This is a genomic window from Actinoplanes sp. NPDC049548 (genome assembly GCF_040676695.1).
Classification (GTDB): domain Bacteria; phylum Actinomycetota; class Actinomycetes; order Mycobacteriales; family Micromonosporaceae; genus Actinoplanes.
Window position 1 is genome coordinate 474,992 of record NZ_JBFAPM010000001.1, and the last position, 16,221, is coordinate 491,212.

General features: G+C 73.3%; 11 protein-coding genes. 8 read left to right on the forward strand and 3 right to left on the reverse strand.

Going from position 1 to position 16,221, the window contains the following annotated elements:
* Positions 1–51: 51 nt before the first annotated feature.
* Positions 52–1,086 carry a hypothetical protein gene (locus tag AB0J80_RS02295; protein WP_364699359.1) on the reverse strand — a complete coding sequence of 345 codons (1,035 nt, stop codon included), beginning with the start codon at positions 1,084–1,086 and terminating at the stop codon, positions 52–54.
* A 63-nt stretch (positions 1,087–1,149) separates the two neighbouring features.
* On the opposite strand from AB0J80_RS02295, the gene AB0J80_RS02300 reads away from it, so the two are divergent.
* Positions 1,150–2,049: a TatD family hydrolase gene (locus AB0J80_RS02300; protein ID WP_364700152.1), complete on the forward strand. Its 900-nt coding sequence runs from the start codon at positions 1,150–1,152 to the stop codon at positions 2,047–2,049.
* Between the two features lie 39 nt (positions 2,050–2,088).
* Here AB0J80_RS02300 and AB0J80_RS02305 read toward each other — a convergent pair whose 3' ends face one another.
* On the reverse strand, positions 2,089–2,511 hold the full coding sequence (locus AB0J80_RS02305) for a hypothetical protein (protein ID WP_364699361.1): 423 nt from the start codon (positions 2,509–2,511) through the stop codon (positions 2,089–2,091).
* Positions 2,512–2,709: 198 nt separating this feature from the next.
* Here AB0J80_RS02305 and rsmA point away from each other — a divergent pair, with 198 nt between their 5' ends.
* From rsmA to AB0J80_RS02335, 6 genes are all read left to right on the forward strand, one after another.
* Positions 2,710–3,609: a 16S rRNA (adenine(1518)-N(6)/adenine(1519)-N(6))-dimethyltransferase RsmA gene (gene rsmA / locus AB0J80_RS02310; RefSeq protein WP_364699363.1), complete on the forward strand. Its 900-nt coding sequence runs from the start codon at positions 2,710–2,712 to the stop codon at positions 3,607–3,609.
* Positions 3,606–4,181, forward strand: coding sequence for a Uma2 family endonuclease (locus tag AB0J80_RS02315; protein WP_364699365.1), 576 nt, complete (start codon positions 3,606–3,608; stop codon positions 4,179–4,181). The genes rsmA and AB0J80_RS02315 overlap by 4 nt, the downstream gene beginning before the upstream one ends.
* Entirely contained in the window at positions 4,178–5,125 is a 948-nt protein-coding gene (locus AB0J80_RS02320) for a 4-(cytidine 5'-diphospho)-2-C-methyl-D-erythritol kinase (RefSeq protein ID WP_364699367.1), read from the forward strand. Before AB0J80_RS02315 ends, AB0J80_RS02320 begins: the two co-directional genes overlap by 4 nt.
* Before the next feature lie 72 nt (positions 5,126–5,197).
* Positions 5,198–7,009 (forward strand): ABC-F family ATP-binding cassette domain-containing protein, encoded by a 1,812-nt coding sequence (locus tag AB0J80_RS02325; RefSeq protein WP_364699369.1) that lies wholly within the window; start codon positions 5,198–5,200, stop codon positions 7,007–7,009.
* 78 nt (positions 7,010–7,087) lie between these two features.
* Positions 7,088–7,549: a DUF4383 domain-containing protein gene (locus AB0J80_RS02330; RefSeq protein ID WP_364699371.1), complete on the forward strand. Its 462-nt coding sequence runs from the start codon at positions 7,088–7,090 to the stop codon at positions 7,547–7,549.
* A complete protein-coding gene (locus AB0J80_RS02335; protein ID WP_364699373.1) occupies positions 7,549–8,007 on the forward strand; it encodes a DUF4383 domain-containing protein in 459 nt (152 codons plus the stop codon). Before AB0J80_RS02330 ends, AB0J80_RS02335 begins: the two co-directional genes overlap by 1 nt.
* A 2-nt stretch (positions 8,008–8,009) precedes the next feature.
* On the opposite strand, the gene AB0J80_RS02340 is transcribed toward AB0J80_RS02335, so the two are convergent.
* Entirely contained in the window at positions 8,010–8,612 is a 603-nt protein-coding gene (locus AB0J80_RS02340; RefSeq protein ID WP_364700153.1) for a TetR/AcrR family transcriptional regulator, read from the reverse strand.
* A gap of 523 nt (positions 8,613–9,135) precedes the next feature.
* On the opposite strand from AB0J80_RS02340, the gene AB0J80_RS02345 reads away from it, so the two are divergent.
* Positions 9,136–16,218: an SDR family NAD(P)-dependent oxidoreductase gene (locus AB0J80_RS02345; protein ID WP_364699375.1), complete on the forward strand. Its 7,083-nt coding sequence runs from the start codon at positions 9,136–9,138 to the stop codon at positions 16,216–16,218.
* The last annotated feature ends 3 nt before the right edge of the window (positions 16,219–16,221 follow it).

Here is a 16,221-nt window from a genome sequence, read left to right on the forward strand (position 1 = left end):
CGGCTGACACGCAACGCGGGGCCCGGCGCATCGCCGGGCCCCGCCTCTGCGTCAGAGCTGGTAGGGCAGCTCCGCGATGTGGTGGTCGGTGAGCTCGCGGACGGGCGCCCACACCTCGTACACCCCTCGCTCGTAGCACCGCGCGCCGACCGCCGACACCGAGTCCGCGTCGGGACGCACGAGCCGCAACCGAGCCCAGGACTCGTCGCGTTGCAGCACCCACGCCGGCACATTGCGCCACAGCGCCTGCTCGGCACGGCGGGCCAGCGACTGCACGGAATACCGGGCCGCGCGGGTCAGGGCACGCACCCGGAAGTCATCCGGCGGATCCGCGACAGCCTGGTACTCGTTGTCGTTGATCCGGCCCACCAGACCCGCCGAGCCGGCGTCCGTGCAGGGCACGTACTCGCGGTCCGGGCTCACCCCGGGCACGCCCTCGAGCAGGTGCCGCCAGCGGGGACCGGCCAGCCGCAGCCAGCCGTGCTGCTCCGGCTGGTAGGTGTAGAGCACCACCTCCTCGCCGGTGCCCGGATAGGCCAGCAGCTGGGCGTTGGCCGGCATGGGCAGATCGGCGAAGCCCGCGGTGACGAACTCCGGGATCAGGTCGTCGGTGCTGGGCGTGAAACCGGTGCCGAGCACCATCGCGCCGACCCGGGAGTGCGCAGGCAGGGCGGGCAGCCCCGCCTGCACCGCGCCCATCGGGATCTCGAAGTCGATCGGGTCGGTCGCGCGCCAGCGCAGGGCGTACGCGACCGTGTCGTCACCCGCGCCGTCCGTCCGCAGCAACGAGAGCTCCGCCGGCGTGCGCAGGTGGGCGATGTCGCAGGCGCGATAACAGAAGCCGTACGGAAGCCAGCCGGCCAGATGCCCGGCCAGCTGAGCCGCCGACAGCACCTTGATCATCCGGGTGCCGCGGCGGACCGCGGCCGTGGCCCGGATGCGCCGCAGCACCGGGTCCTGCCGGTGTCCGACGGACTGGCTCATCGCCTGCACCTGCGACCAGCTCAGGTCGCGGCGCAACGGCGCCATCAACGGAGGCTCGAGCGGGTCGGTGCCGACAGCGGAGTCCTCACCGGTCAGGGTCACCCGTCGCAACATAGAGGAAAGTCGTTGCCCGCGGGTGAACGCGGGGTTACCCCGGCCTGTGTGATGCTGGATGCGATGAACACTCAGCCGTCCGAGTCCCGCAAGAAGCGCTCCGCCCGCCGGTCCGGCGAGTTCCCGCCCCCGCCCGAGCCGCTGGCCGTACCGGTCTTCGACAGCCACACCCACCTGGACATCACCGTCCACGAGACGGGGATGCCCGCCGAAGACCCGGTCGAGGCGCTCATCACCGCCGCCGCCAAGTCCGGAGTGGACCGCCTCGTGCAGGTCGGCGTCGATGTCGCATCCTCCCGCTGGGGCGCCGAACTGGCCGCACGCCACCCGTCGGTGCTCGCGACCGTGGCGCTGCACCCCAACGAAGCGCCGGCCCTCGCCGACCGCGGCCTCGACGAGGCGCTGCGCGAGATCGAGACCCTGGCGGCCTTACCGAGGGTGCGCGGGCTGGGCGAGACGGGCCTCGACACTTTCCGTACGGGCGAAGCGGGCCGGCCCGCCCAGGAGCGCAGCTTCCGCGCCCACATCGCCATCGCCAAGCGCCACGGCAAAGCACTCGTCATCCACGACCGCGATGCGCACCGCGACGTGTTGCGAGTCCTCGACGAGGAAGGCGCGCCGGAGACGGTGGTCCTGCACTGCTTCTCGGGCGACGCGGAGTTCGCCGCCGAATGCGTGCGCCGGGGATACTTCCTGAGCTTCGCGGGAACGGTGACGTTCGCGAACGCCGGGGATCTGCGCGCCGCCGCCGCGGTGACGCCGCCGGAGCAGATGCTGGTCGAGACGGACGCGCCCTATCTGACGCCGGTGCCGTACCGGGGGCGGCCCAACGCCTCGTATCTGATCCCGCTGACCGTGCGGGCACTGGCCGAGGTGACCGGCCGCGACCTGGACACGCTCTGCGCGGCCATCTCCGCCAACGGCGAACGCGTCTTCGGCCCCTGGAGCTGATCCACGCCAGGTCGCGCCGGTGCCCGGTTGCGGGCGGCCTCAGGCGGGCAGGGGGTAGGCGGCGCAGTCGAGACGTTCGCCCAGGCCGCCGAGGAGCTTGGCGAACGCCGTGGGAGCGGCGTGGAGCGGGCCGCGGGAGACGAACCGGACCGCCCAGCGGTGCCCGGGTGCGACGTTGAAGATGCGGTGCACGACCAGGGCGCCGCGGTCGTCCGGCTCGACGCTGGTGACGCCGCGATACCACCACTCGCCCTGTTGGGCGACCGAGCGCGCGGCCCGGTCGATCGTCACGGTGATCGTGCTGCCGTCGCTGGTGACGGTGAACTCGTCGCCCTTGGCCGGCCGCGCCGACCCGGTGGCCGCGATCGGCGAACGCCCCCCGGGCCGCGCGTCGAGCAGCACCGCCGCCACCTCGTCCGGTGTCGCCTCGACCACGCCCCGCAGCTCGAGCAGCTCCGTCATGCCCTCGTTGTACCGTGCCGGCGCACATCGCCGCTGCCCCGTGACGCACCGTCACGCGAACGGCGTGGGGCCCGGCGGCTCGGCGTGGCATGGCGGCCCGTGCGCCCGGCGTGGCTTGGCGGCCCGCCCGCTCGGCCTGCAGGGCGCGTCGGCGGTGGCTCGCCGTGGCGGACGGGTCGCGCCGTAGGCTGTGGCGTCATGGCTGATGCACTGCTCGGCCCGGCGGAGATCCGGGAGCTCGCCGCGCGGCTCGGGGTCGCGCCGACGAAGAAGCTCGGCCAGAATTTCGTGCACGACCCCAACACGGTGCGCCGCATCGTCGCGGCCGCCGGGCTGACCGGCGAGGACGTCGTCCTCGAGGTCGGGCCGGGGCTCGGCTCGCTCACCCTGGGCCTGCTCGGCGCCGCCGCTCACGTGCACGCCGTGGAGATCGACCCGGTGCTCGCCGCCGCGCTCGCGTCGACCGTCGCCGAGCGGGCCGATGCCGGCAAGCTGACCGTGCATCCCGCCGACGCGCTCAGGGTCTCCGCGGACGCCTTCTCGCCCCCGCCGACCATGCTCGTGGCGAACCTGCCTTACAACGTGGCGGTTCCCGTCGTGCTGCATCTGCTCGCCGTCCTGCCCACGCTGCGGGGTGGCCTCGTCATGGTGCAGAAGGAGGTGGCGGAACGGCTCGTCGCGGGGCCCGGGTCGAAGGTGTACGGCGTACCGTCGGTCAAGCTCGCCTGGTATGCGGACGCGCGCGCTGCCGGCCGCGTACCCCCGGCGGTCTTCTGGCCCGTGCCCAACGTCGACTCCGGCCTTGTCGCCTTCGCCTGCCGCGACCGGGGTTTCGACGTGCCGCGGACGGCGGTCTTCGAGGTCATCGACGCGGCTTTCGCGCAGCGGCGCAAGACGTTGCGCGCGGCGCTGGCCGGCTGGGCAGGTGGCGCCGACCATGCGGAGCAGGTTCTGGTCGCTGCCGGGGTCAACCCTCAGGCCCGGGGCGAGTCCCTCACGGTGACGGAGTTCGCCGCGGTCGCGGCTGCCGCGATCTCGCACGGGTACGGCGGTAAGCTCAGCGCGTCCGGCAGGCGGCACGAGGAGGTGGACTCATGACGGCGCAACCAGCGGGCCCGGCCATGTGGACCCCCGACCCGATCAGGCACCGGCTGGCCGATCACACCATCGAGGATGTCCTGGTCCTGCCCGATGACGCGCCGCGCGTCGAACTTCGTGACGGAGCCATGATCGGGGTCCCCTCGCCGACGATCGGCCACCAGAACATCGGCAATCTGCTCTGCGCGTGGTTCCGGCAGCACGCTCCGGAGACCTTCAGCCCAGTGACCGCAGTCGGTGTCGCCATGAGCGTCAGTGACACCTTGGAGCCGGACGTCCTGCTGCTCCGCCGGCCGGTGACGTCGACGAACCACTTCGTCTTGCCCACCCAGGTCGTCATCGCCGTGGAAGTCGTCTCGCCGGGCACGAAGCGCCGGGACCGTCTGGAGAAGCCGGCCGAGTATGCCGCCGCCGGGATTCCGCACTTCTGGCGCATCGAGCAGGATCCGTTGCGGGTGTTCGCCTATGACCTCGTCGACGGCCGGTACGAGCTCGCGGGCGAGGCGGGCTCGGAGTTGGTGCTGACCGCGCCCTTCGAGATCAAGCTGGCGCTGCGGGATCTCGCTCCGTGACGGAGGCGTGGGGGCCGGACGACGACAAGCCCCGCAGGTTCGCCGGGCCGGTCCGGGTGCGGGTGCCCGCCAAGATCAATCTGCATCTCGGGGTGGGTCCGTTGCGGGCCGACGGCTTTCATGAGCTGAGCACCGTCTACCACGCGATCAGCCTGTTCGACGAGTTGACCGCCCGTCGTGGTGACACCCTCGCGCTGACCATGGAGGGTGAGGGCGCTGGCGAGCTGGAGCTGGACGAGAGCAACCTGATCATCCGGGCGGCCCGGGCGCTGGCCCGCAAGGCCCGGGTGCCCGCGCACGCCCGGCTGCACCTGCGGAAGACCATTCCGCTGGCCGGGGGTCTTGCCGGCGGCAGCGCTGACGCGGCGGCCACCCTGCTCGCCTGCGACCTGCTGTGGGGTACCGGCTTCTCCAAGGACGAGCTGGCGGAGATCGGTGCGGAGCTGGGCTCGGACGTTCCCTTCCTGCTGCACGGCGGCACCGCGCTGGGCACGGGACACGGTGAGGCGGTCAGCCCGATCCTGGCCCGGCCGACCACCTGGCACTGGGTGGTGGCCATCGCCGACGGCGGACTCTCCACCCCGGAGGTCTACCGCGAGCTCGACCGGCTCCGCGACAGCCCGTGGCCGCCGTCGCCGCTGGAGAGCCCGGACGAGCTGATGGCCGCGCTGCGCCAGCGCAAGCCGGAGGTCCTGGGGGCCGCGCTCGCCAACGACCTGCAGCCTGCGGCGTTGTCGCTGCGGCCGGCGCTCGCCGACGTGCTCAAGGCGGGTTACGACGCGGGTGCGGTGGCGGGGGTCGTCTCCGGGTCGGGGCCGACGTGCGTGTTCCTCGCCAGCGACGGCCCGCACGCCGAGCGGGTGGCCGCGCGCCTGTCCGAGGCGGGTGTCTGCCGTACGGCGGTGACGGCCCGCGGCCCCATGCCGGGCGCTCGCGCGGTCTGAGCAGCGCGCGGGCTGCTCGGCGAACCCTCGGTCCGAGGACTTGTCGCGGGACAAGGTAGGCTTGGGGGCATCGTGGCCAACATCGTCAATCTGGACCGGGTCAACAAGGGTTACGGCGCCGCCGGTCAGCTGCTCACCGACGTCTCGCTCGGGTTGGACGACGATGCCCGGGTCGGCATCGTCGGTCTCAACGGTGCCGGGAAGTCCACCCTGCTGCGGATGCTCGCCAAACTGGAGGAGCCCGACTCCGGCCGGGTCACCCATCGGCGGGACGTGCGTGTCGCCGCCCTCCCGCAGAATCTCACTCTCGCCGCCGACGCGACCGTGCGCGATGTCGTGCTCGGCACCGCCTGGCTGGCCGAGGACATGGGCGCCGAGCACGAGTGGGCCGGTGACGCCGGGGTCCGCGAGATCCTCGACGGCCTCGGCATGGGCCATCTCGGCCTGGAGACGCCGGTCGGTCCGATGTCCGGTGGTGAGCGCCGGCGGGTGGCCCTGGCCGCTCTGCTCGTGCGCGAGTCCGACCTGCTGATTCTCGACGAGCCCACCAACCACCTCGACGTCGCCGGCGTCGACTGGCTCGCCCGGCACCTGCTCGGCCGGCGTGGTGCGCTGGTCGTCGTCACGCACGATCGCTGGTTCCTCGACGCGGTCTGCACCGCGACGTGGGAGGTCGTCGACGAGCAGGTGCACACGTACGAGGGCGGGTATGCCGCCTGGACGCTGGCGCGCGCCGAGCGGCAGCGGGTGGCGGCGGCGGTCGAGGCGCGCCGGCAGAACCTGCTGCGCAAGGAGATCGCCTGGCTGCGGCGGGGGCCGCCGGCCCGGACCTCGAAGCCGCAGTTCCGCATCGACGCGGCGAACGCGCTGATCGCGGACGTGCCGCCGGTGCGCGACAAGGTGAGCCTGCAGCGGCTGGCCACGACCCGGCTGGGCAAGCAGGTGTACGACCTCGAGGACGTCCGTCTCGAGGCCGGCCCCAAGACCATCTTCTCGGGCCTGACCTGGCAGGTCGGGCCCGGCGACCGGATCGCGATCCTCGGTGCCAACGGCGCGGGCAAGACCACCCTGCTGCGTCTGCTCGCGGGCGTCACGAAGCCGGACGGCGGGCGGTTGGTGACCGGTTCGACCGTACGGCCGGCGTTCCTCTCCCAGGAGCTGCGGGAGCTGCCCGGGCAGCTGCGCCTGCTCGAGGCGGTCGAGGAGGTGGCGAAGCGGGTCAAGCTCGGCGACCGTGAGCTGTCGGCGGGTCAGCTGGCCGAGGTCTTCGGCTTCACCGACAAGCGCATCTGGACCCCGGTGAGCGACCTTTCCGGCGGCGAGCGGCGCCGGCTGCAGCTGCTGCGCCTGCTCGCCGCAGAGCCGAACGTGCTGCTGCTGGACGAGCCGACCAACGACCTCGACACCGACACCCTGGCCTCGCTGGAGGACCTGCTGGACTCCTGGCCGGGGACGATGGTGGTCGCCAGCCACGACCGCTACCTGGTCGAGCGGGTGACCGACACGGTGTACGGCATGTTCGGCGACGGCCGGCTGGTGCACCTGCCCGGCGGCGTGGACGAGTATCTCTCCAGGCTGGCGGGCTCCGACGCCGGCGCGCCCAGCGTCACCCCGGCGGCGCAGGCCTCCGCGGAGGGTGCGGCCCCGGACGCCGGGATGTCGGCCGCCGAGGTGCGGGCGGCCAAGAAGGATCTGGCCCGGCTGGAGCGGCAGCTCGCCAAGTTCGAGGACCGGATCGCGAAGATCAACGAGGAGCTGGCCCGGCACGGCAGCGACTACGACAAGATCATGGAGCTGGACGCTCAGCTGAAGGGCGTCCAGGCGGAACGGGCCCAGGTCGAGGAGGCCTGGCTGGAGCTCGCCGAGCGGGTCCCCGACGCCTGATCCGGGGGTGCTCCTGCGGGCGTTACCGCGATGCGCGAGAATCTCTGAGACACATACCGAACGTTGGAGACGGACACCATGGCGCACAATCCGGTCAACCACCCGCTGCGGCCGCTCTACCGCGCCCTGGGCGCGCTGACCGGGGTCTACCTCATCCTCTTCGGCATCGTGGGGATCATTGTCACCGCGGGTGACGGCCTGTTCGGCAACGGCGGCGACCGGGTGCTCGGCCAGCACGCCAACCTGTTCTGGTCGATCGTGTCGGTGCTGGTCGGCGCCATCGTGCTGATCGCCGCGGTCATCGGGCGCAACTCCGACGTCGCGGTCGACAAGTACTTCGGCTGGGGTCTGCTGGTGGTCGGCAGCTACGAGCTCGCGACCATCCGGACGGACGCCAACTTCCTCGACTTCAGCATCTCGACCGTCGTGGTGACCTACCTGGCCGGCCTCGTGCTCATCATGGCCAGCCAGTACAGCAAGGTGGTGCCCGAGTCGCAGGCCGGTGCGCCGCGCCAGGCTCGCGAGGCGCAGAACGCCTGATGGCTCACTACCCCCTCAACCACCACCTGCGCCCCGCCTATCGCGTCGTCGCCGGCGCCGCAGGGGGCTTCCTCGCCCTCTTCGGCGTCCTGGGCATCGCCGCGACCTGGGGCGACCCGTTCTTCCACCGGGGCCACGACTGGGTGCTGGGGCTGCGCGCCAACCCCGCCGGCGCCTGGCTGGCCACCCTGCTCGGGATCGCGATCCTGGCCGCCGTCGTGGTCGGGGGCAACGTGCACCACCACGCCAACGTGGTGCTCGGCTGGGGTGTGCTCGGCGTGGCCATGGTGCTGCTCGCGCTCCTGCAGACGGACGCGAACATCCTCAACGCCTCGATGGTGAACATCATCGTGCTGACGGTGATCGGCCTCGTGGTGCTGACCGCCGGACTGTACGGCAAGGTGGGCTCCGCCGAGGCCGGTCGCGAGGAGAGCGCCGCGGCCCACAACCCGGTCTGAGCTCAGCGGGCCCTGCGGGTCAGCAGGGTCGGCTTGGCCTCGAGGTGCGACAGGCCGTTCCACGCCAGGTTCACCAGGTGGGCGGCCACCATCTCCTTCTTCGGCTTGCGGGCCTCGGGCCACCACTGGCCGACGAGCGCCACCATGCCCACCAGGGCCTGCGAGTAGAGCTCGGCGAACTTCGGCTCCAGGCCGCGGGACTTGAACTCGGCGCCGAGGACGTGCTCGACCTGGTGGGCCACGTCGTTCATCACGCTGGAGAAGTTGCCCGCCGGCTGCAGGACCGGGGACTCGCGGACCAGCACCCGGAAGCCGTGCGGCTCCTCCTCGATGTAGTCGAGCAGCGCGAGCGCCGCCTGTTCGAGGAGCTCGCGGGGGTGACCGGCGGTCAGGGCCGCGGCGATGCGGTCGAGCAGGGCGCGCACCTCGCGGTCGACGACCACCGCGTACAGCCCTTCCTTGCCGCCGAAGTGCTCGTAGACGACGGGCTTGGACACCTTCGCACGCGACGCCACCTCTTCCACGGAGGTCGCGTCGAAGCCGCGTTCCGCGAAGAGCTGCCGGCCGGTGGCGATGAGCTGCTCGCGCCGTTGGGCTGCGGACATGCGGATTCGGGACGAGGCGGGCGGGGGTGCGGCCCGGCTCGACGCCGCCGCGGTGCGCGCACGGCGGCCGCGGGGATGGTTGCTGGTCTCGCTGGGCTCGGTCACCCGGCCATCCTGCCAGCACTTCCGGCATCCCACGGCCCCGCGCAGGTCACGCCGTGCCGTCGGTCCGGGCGAGCTCGGCGGCGCCGGGGTCCGGCTTGGACCGGCGTACGTGGAACGCGCCTCGGAACTCCACAAGCTACGGCTACGTCACCGTAACCTACGTAACCGTAGGAAGGCCGTGGGGCGGGCCTTCCGACGATTCCCAGAAGTCCTACTGAGCTGGGCTGATATATCCCGGAAGGTGCACGCCGGACGAAAAAATCTGCACTTTTTCCATCGAGATGGTGTAACGCTTTTGTAATCAGGGATCGATAACGTCCGCTGCGAGCGACATTCACGTATCGAGATCTCTCGTTCCCCCTCATCCCCCTGTGCCGCCCCCAGTACAGCCGTGTCCGAATGACGAAGCGGGAGTCCGATGAAGACAGCGCGACCGACGAGCTCTCTGGTGCTGGCCGTCAGCGGCGGTGCCGGGCTGGAACCGAGTCCGCACCAGGTCGCCGCGGCCGCCCGGGCCGGCGGGGTGGGTGTGCTCGACCTCGGCTCCGGTGACGCGTGGAGTCTGCGCGTGCTGGCTCAGGCGGCGCGCCGGTCGGGGTCGGGGCTGGGCGTACGCGTCACGGCAGCCTGCGCCGCCACCCCCGCCGACCTCGAGCGGGCCGCCGGCACGGCGGTGGAGCTCGTGATCGTCACGGCGGACGCCGGATGGGACGTCGCCGAGCTGGCCGAGCGCTACCGCGTGCTGGTCGAGGTGACCGGGCTCGCCGAGGCGCGGACGGCAGCGGCCGCCGGTGCGCACGGGCTGGTCGCGCGCGGCATGGAGTCCGGCGGCCGGGTGGGCGACCTCAGCTCGTTCGTGCTCCTGCAACAGCTCGTCGACGCCGGCCTGCCGGTCTGGGTCGCCGGTGGCGTCGGCGCGTACACCGCCGCGGCGTGTGTCGTCGGTGGGGCGGCGGGCGTGCTGCTCGACAGCCAGATCATTTTGCTCCAAGAGTCCACTGTGTCCGATCACGCGCAGTCGGCGATCCGTCGCATGGACGGAACGGAGACCGTGCTGCGGGCCGGCGTACGCGGACTCGAGGTCGGCGGGGAGCTGCTCCCGGTCGGCCAGGACGGCTGGCTCGCCGCGGACTTCGCCAAGCGGTACGGCGACACCGCCACCGCCGTGCGAGCCGTACGCGACGCCATCCTCGACGCCCTCGGCCACGCGGACGCCGGGGAGACCCTCAGCCCGGGCGCGCCGCTGGCCCGTACGCTCGGCGTCGACCTGCCCGTCGCCCAGGGCCCGATGACCCGGGTGAGTGACGTCGCCGGCTTCGCCAAGGCCGTCGCCGACGGCGGCGGCCTGCCGTTCATCGCCCTCGCCCTGGCGAACGCCGAGCAGAGCCGGCAGATGCTCACCGAGGCCGCCGCCGCGCTCGGCGACCGGCCCTGGGGCGTCGGCGTGCTGGGCTTCGCCCCGGAGCAGCTGCGGGCCGCCCAGATCGAGGTCATCCGCGAGATCCGGCCCGCCGTGGCGATCATCGCCGGTGGGCGTCCCGCGCAGGCCAAGGGCCTGGAGGCCGACGGCATCAGCTCGTTCCTGCACGTCCCGTCGCCCGGGCTGCTGCGGCAGTTCCTGCAGGCCGGCTCCCGCAAGTTCATCTTCGAGGGCGCCGAGTGCGGCGGCCACGTCGGCCCGCGCGCCAGCTTCCCGCTGTGGGAGGCGCAGCTCGGGGTGCTGGCGGAGTTCCTCGCCGAGCGGCCCGAGGGCACGGCCGCCGAGCTGCAGATCTTCTTCGCCGGCGGCATCCACGACGAGCGGTCGGCGGCGATGGTGGCCGCGATGGCCGGCCCGCTCACCCGCCGCGGTGCCCAGGTCGGCGTGCTCATGGGTACGGCGTACCTGTTCACCGAGGAGGCCGTCACCCACGGCGCCATCCAGCCGCTGTTCCAGCAGCAGGCGATCGAGGCGACGGAGACGGCACTGCTCGAGACCGCCCCCGGCCACGCCACCCGATGCCTGCAGTCGGCGTTCGTGGACGACTTCCACAGCCTGCGCGACCAGCTGGAGAGCGCCGGGGTGGAGAACCGGGTCGTCTGGGAGCAGCTGGAGATGCTCAACGTCGGACGGCTGCGGATCGCCAGCAAGGGCCTGACCCGCGACGGCGACCGGCTGGTCGGCGTCGACGAGGGCACCCAGGCGGCCGAGGGGCTGTTCATGGCCGGCCAGGTCGCCGTCCTGCGCGACGCCGCCACCACGGTCGCCGGCCTGCACGCCCAGGTCACCACCGACGCGGCGGCCGTCCACGCCGACCGGGTCTCCGCCCTGCGCGTCGACCTGGGCCTCGATCCGGTGCTGGAGCCGGAGGTCGCCGACCCGCTGGACATCGCGATCGTCGGCATGGCCTGCGTCTTCCCCGGCTCGCCCGACCTGGCGAGCTTCTGGGAGACCGTGGTCAGCGGCGCCAACAAGGTCGGCGAGGTGCCCGCCGACCGGTGGGACGTCGACACCTACTACGCGCCGGAGGTCGGACCCGGGCAGACCGGCCGGATCACCGTCTCCAAGTGGGGCGGCTTCATCGACCCGGTGCCGTTCGACGCCATCAAGTACGGCATCCCGCCGGCGGCGCTGGCCAGCATCGACCCGACCCAGCTGCTGGCGCTGGAGATCTCGCACCGGGCCCTGGTCGACGCCGGGTACGCGTACGACTCGGGCCATGACCACGGCCGCACCGGCGTGGTGTTCGGCGCCGAGGCGGGTAGCGACATGAGCCAGACCCAGACGCTGCGGACGCTTCTGCCCGGCTACCTGGGCGACGTGCCGGAGCAGCTCGAGGGCATGCTGCCGACGGTCACCGAGGACACCTTCCCGGGCGTGCTGGCGAACGTCATCGCCGGCCGGGTCGCCAACCGGCTGGACCTCGGCGGCCCCAACTACACGGTGGACGCCGCGTGCGCCTCCTCGCTGGCCGCCATGGACTCGGCCTGCAAGGAGCTGATCGCCGGCGACAGCGACCTGATGATCTGCGGCGGCGCCGACCTGCACAACGGCATCAACGACTACCTCATGTTCACCTCGGCGCACGCGCTCTCGCCGACCGGGCGCTGTCGCACCTTCGACAGCACCGGCGACGGCATCGCGCTGGGCGAGGGCGTCGCGGCGGTGGTCCTCAAGCGGCTCGCCGACGCTGAGCGCGACGGCGACCGCGTCTACGCCGTGATCAAGGGTCTCGGCGGTGCCAGCGACGGGCGCGCGCTGGGTCTGACGGCGCCGCGTGCGGAGGGGCAGCGGCGGGCGCTGGACCGGGCGTACCGGGGCGCGGGCATCTCGCCGAGCGAGGTGGGGCTGGTCGAGGCGCACGGCACGGGGACCGTGGTCGGTGACCGTACGGAGCTGGAGACGCTGACGAAGCTGTTCACCGAGTCGGGGGCGCGTCCGGGCGGCGCGGTGCTCGGCTCGGTCAAGTCGCAGATCGGGCACACCAAGTGCGCGGCGGGCATGGCCGGCGTCATCAAGGCGGCGCTCGCCCTGCACACCGGCGTGAAGCCGCCGACGATCGGGCTGAGCCGGCCGAACCCCGCGTGGAGCCCGGAGGCCAGCCCGTTCGCCTTCCACACCGAGACCCGTCCGTGGGCGGCGCCGGCGCAGGAGCGGATCGCCGGGGTCAGCGCGTTCGGCTTCGGCGGCACCAACTTCCACGTGGTCCTGAGCGCCCACGCCGCGACCGCCGACCCGCGGCACACCCGCCAGGAGTGGCCCGCGGAGCTGTTCCTGTTCCGCGGCACTACTGTGGAGGCCGCCCATCGGGCCGTCCGCAAGCTGCTCGACAAGCTGCCCGGCGCCGGACCGCTGCGGGAGCTGGCCGCCGCCTCGGCCCGCGAGTCGGACCCGCGGACCGGCCCGGTGCGCGTCGCGGTGGTGGCCTCGGACGTGGACGACCTCGCCGGTCTGCTGCGCCGGGCGCTCGACGGCGAGCACGAGCCGCGGCGGGGTCTGGTCCAGCCGCCCGCCGCCACGGAGACCGGCAAGGTCGCGTTCCTCTTCCCCGGCCAGGGCAGCCAGAAGCCCGGCGCCCTCGCCGACCTGTTCGTCGCGTTCCCCGAGCTCCGCGAGTATCTGGAGCTGGGCCGGGAGTGGGCGGACCTGCTCTTCCCGCCGACCGCGTTCGACGAGGAGACCGAGAAGGCCCAGCACGATCGGGTACGCGACACGCGCGTCGCGCAGCCCGTCCTCGGCATCGGCGGGCTGGCCGCGGACCACGTGCTGCGCCGCCTCGGCGTACGCCCGGACATGGCAGGCGGGCACAGCTACGGCGAACTGGTGGCGCTGTGCACGGCAGGCGCCTTCGACCCCGCCACGCTGCTCGACCTGAGCCGCGAGCGGGCCGCCGCCATCCTCGCCGCCGTGGGTGACGACCCGGGCGCCATGGCCGCCGTCCGAGGCACCGCCGACCAGGTCCGCGACGTGCTCACCGCCGCCGGGCTCGCCGGTGAGGTGGTGCTGGCCAACCACAACGCGCCCCTGCAAGTCGTCATCTCCGGGCCGACCGAGGCCGTCGGCCGGGCGACGGCCGCGCTGACGGAGGCCGGGCTGCGGGCCCGCGGCATCCCGGTGGCGGCCGCCTTCCACAGCCCGGTCGTGGCGGGCGGATCCGAGGCCTTCGCCGAGGTGCTCGCGACCCGGGCGATCGGCGCCCCCGAGGTGCCGGTGTGGTCCAACCGCAGCGCGGAGCCGTACCCGGCGGAGGCCGCCGCGGTGCGGGACGGGCTGGCCGCCCAGATCGGCGCCCCGGTCCGCTTCGTCGAGCAGATCGAGGCCATGTACGCCGCCGGCGCGCGGGTCTTCGTCGAGGCAGGCCCCGGGCAGGTTCTCACCGGCCTGGTCGGCGCGGTGCTCGGCGACCGCCCGCACCTGGTGGTCACCATCGACGGCCGGCCCGGGCAAGGGCTGCGGGCCCTGCTCACCGCCGCCGCCGAGCTGGCCTGTGCGGGCGTACCCGTGCAGACGGGCTGGCTGTTCGCCGGGCGCGACACCGCCGGCCCGGCGGCCCCCGCGTCCCACCGTCCCACCTGGACCGTCGACGGCCAGGCCGTTCGCGATCGCGACGGACAGTGCCTGCCCGGCGGGATGACCCCCGCCCGGCGCATCGAGATCGAGGAGTTCACGATGACCGCATCGCCCCAGGGCGCCCGTGACGACCGCAGCGAGCTCGTCAGCGAGTTCCTGCGGACCAGCCGGGACCTGATCGCGACCCAGCGCGACGTGCTGCTGGCGTACCTGGGTGACGGGGGCGCCGGCGGCCGCCTGGTCTGGCAGCCGAGCGAGGCCGCGCCGGTGCAGGCGTTGGTGCCCGCGGCCGCCCCGATGGCCGCCCCGGTGTCACCGGCTCCCGCGCCCGTCTCGGCCCCGGCGATCCACTACCCGACGGTCGCGGAGACGGAGGCGGTGGTCGCGCCCGGCCTCGATGTGCAGAGCGCCGTCCTCGCCGTGATCAGCGAGCGGACGGGTTACCCGGAGGAGCTCATCGAGCTGGACCTGGACCTCGAGGCGGATCTGAGCGTCGACTCGATCAAGCGGGCCGAGGTGGCCGGTGAGGTGGCGAACAAGCTCGGTCTGGCCGTCGAGGGTGACGAGTCGGAGCTGGAGGATCTGGTCAAGGCCCGGACGGTACGGGCGATGGTGAGCTGGCTGGACTCCCGCATCACCACGTCCGCTCCCGGCGCTGTCGAGCCCGTCGTGGCCGCCGCCCCCGCGATCGACGTGCAGAGCGCCGTCCTGACGGTGATCAGTGAGCGGACGGGTTACCCGGAGGAGCTCCTCGAGCTGGACCTGGACCTCGAGGCGGATCTGAGCGTCGACTCGATCAAGCGGGCCGAGGTGGCCGGTGAGGTGGCGAACAAGCTCGGTCTGGCCGTCGAGGGTGACGAGTCGGAGCTGGAGGATCTGGTCAAGGCCCGGACGGTACGGGCGATGGTGAGCTGGCTCGACTCGAAGATCAACGCGTCGGCCGCCCCGGTGGTGGCCGCGCCGCAGGCAAGCGCCCCGGAGAACGAGGAACCGCCGGCCCGGGTGGGTATCGCCCCGCAGCGGCTCGTCGCCCGCCTGGAGGCCGCGGTGCCGGCCGGGGACGCCGGCCCCGACCTGGCCGGAGCCCGTTTCCTCGTCACCGGCGGCGGGGCTGCCGCCGACCGGCTGGCCGAGCTGCTGGCCGGGTCCGGGGCGCAGGCGACGGCCGGCTCGACCGCCGACGACCCGGCCGGAGTGGACGGGATCGTGCTGCTCGACGGGCTGAATGAGGACGCCGGGCCGCTGCTGCCGGACGCCTTCGGGTTCCTCAAGCGGGCGCTCGCCGGCGGGCCGCGCTGGCTCGTCGCCGCCGGCCCGGAGGGCAGCGCCCGCACCGACGGGCTGACCGGCCTGTTCCGCACGATCGCCCGCGAGTACCCCGAGACCGTCGCCCGGTACGTCGAGGTGAGCGCCGACCTGGCCGCCGACGACGTCGCGCGAGGCCTGGTCGAGGAGCTGCACGACGCCACCACGGCGCCGGTGGTCCACCGCCGCGCGGACGGGCGGCTGATCGGCCGGCTCACCGAGGCGGGCCTGGGCATGCTGGCCGACGGCGGCGCGGGACCGGCCGGCGACGGGGTGGCCGAGGCGCGGGCGATCGGGCTGGAGCAGGACTCGGTGGTGGTGCTGATCGGCGGGGCGCGGGGCATCACGCCGTGGTTCGCGCGTACGGTCGCCGCCGCCTCCCGGTGCCGGATCGAGCTGGTGGGCCGCACGCCGCTGCCGCAGACGGACGAGGACCCGGAGCTGGCGGCGGCCGCGGACAAGGCGGCGCTGCGGGCGGCGCTGGCGCGGCGGGGCATGCGCTCGCCCGCCGACATCGACCGGGCCGCCTCGGCGATCCTCGCCGCTCGCGAGGTCAACGCCACCGTGGCCGAGCTGACCGAGCTGGGCGCGCAGGTGCGCTATCACTCGCTCGACGTCCGCGACGACGAGGCCACCCGCCGGTTCGTCAAGCGGGTGCACGACGAGCACGGGCGCATCGACGGCCTGGTCTACGCGGCCGGGATCATCGAGGACAAGCTGATCGGCGACAAGGACCCGGCCTCCTTCGAGCGGGTGTTCCGCACCAAGGTGGACGGCGCCCGGTCGGTGCTCGACGCCCTGGAAGCGTGCGGGGCCGCGCCGCGGTTCGTGGTCATGTTCGGCAGCATCGCCGCCGCGTACGGCAACCGCGGCCAGAGCGACTACGCGGCCGCCAACGACGCGCTCGACGCGATGGGCACGCGCTGGTCGCAGGCGACGGGCCACCGTGCGCTGACCGTGCACTGGGGGCCGTGGGCACCGGTGGGCGCGCACGGCGGCATGGTCACGCCCGAGCTGATCGCCGAGTACGCCCGCCGCGGCATCGGCCTGATCGACCCGGAGGAGGGGGCGCTGAGCCTCCTGCGCGAGCTCGCCTGGGGCGACGCCGCGCAGACCTCCGTCGTGCTCACCGCGTCGGGCTGGTAGGCG

Coding starts and splice junctions, on each gene's coding strand:
- AB0J80_RS02300 (WP_364700152.1), top strand. CDS start 1,150: ATGCTGGATGCGATGAACACTCAGCCGTCCGAGTCCCGCAAGAAGCGC.
- AB0J80_RS02335 (WP_364699373.1), top strand. CDS start 7,549: ATGGCTCACTACCCCCTCAACCACCACCTGCGCCCCGCCTATCGCGTC.
- AB0J80_RS02305 (WP_364699361.1), bottom strand. CDS start 2,511: ATGACGGAGCTGCTCGAGCTGCGGGGCGTGGTCGAGGCGACACCGGAC.
- AB0J80_RS02330 (WP_364699371.1), top strand. CDS start 7,088: ATGGCGCACAATCCGGTCAACCACCCGCTGCGGCCGCTCTACCGCGCC.
- AB0J80_RS02345 (WP_364699375.1), top strand. CDS start 9,136: ATGAAGACAGCGCGACCGACGAGCTCTCTGGTGCTGGCCGTCAGCGGC.
- rsmA (WP_364699363.1), top strand. CDS start 2,710: ATGGCTGATGCACTGCTCGGCCCGGCGGAGATCCGGGAGCTCGCCGCG.
- AB0J80_RS02315 (WP_364699365.1), top strand. CDS start 3,606: ATGACGGCGCAACCAGCGGGCCCGGCCATGTGGACCCCCGACCCGATC.
- AB0J80_RS02340 (WP_364700153.1), bottom strand. CDS start 8,612: ATGTCCGCAGCCCAACGGCGCGAGCAGCTCATCGCCACCGGCCGGCAG.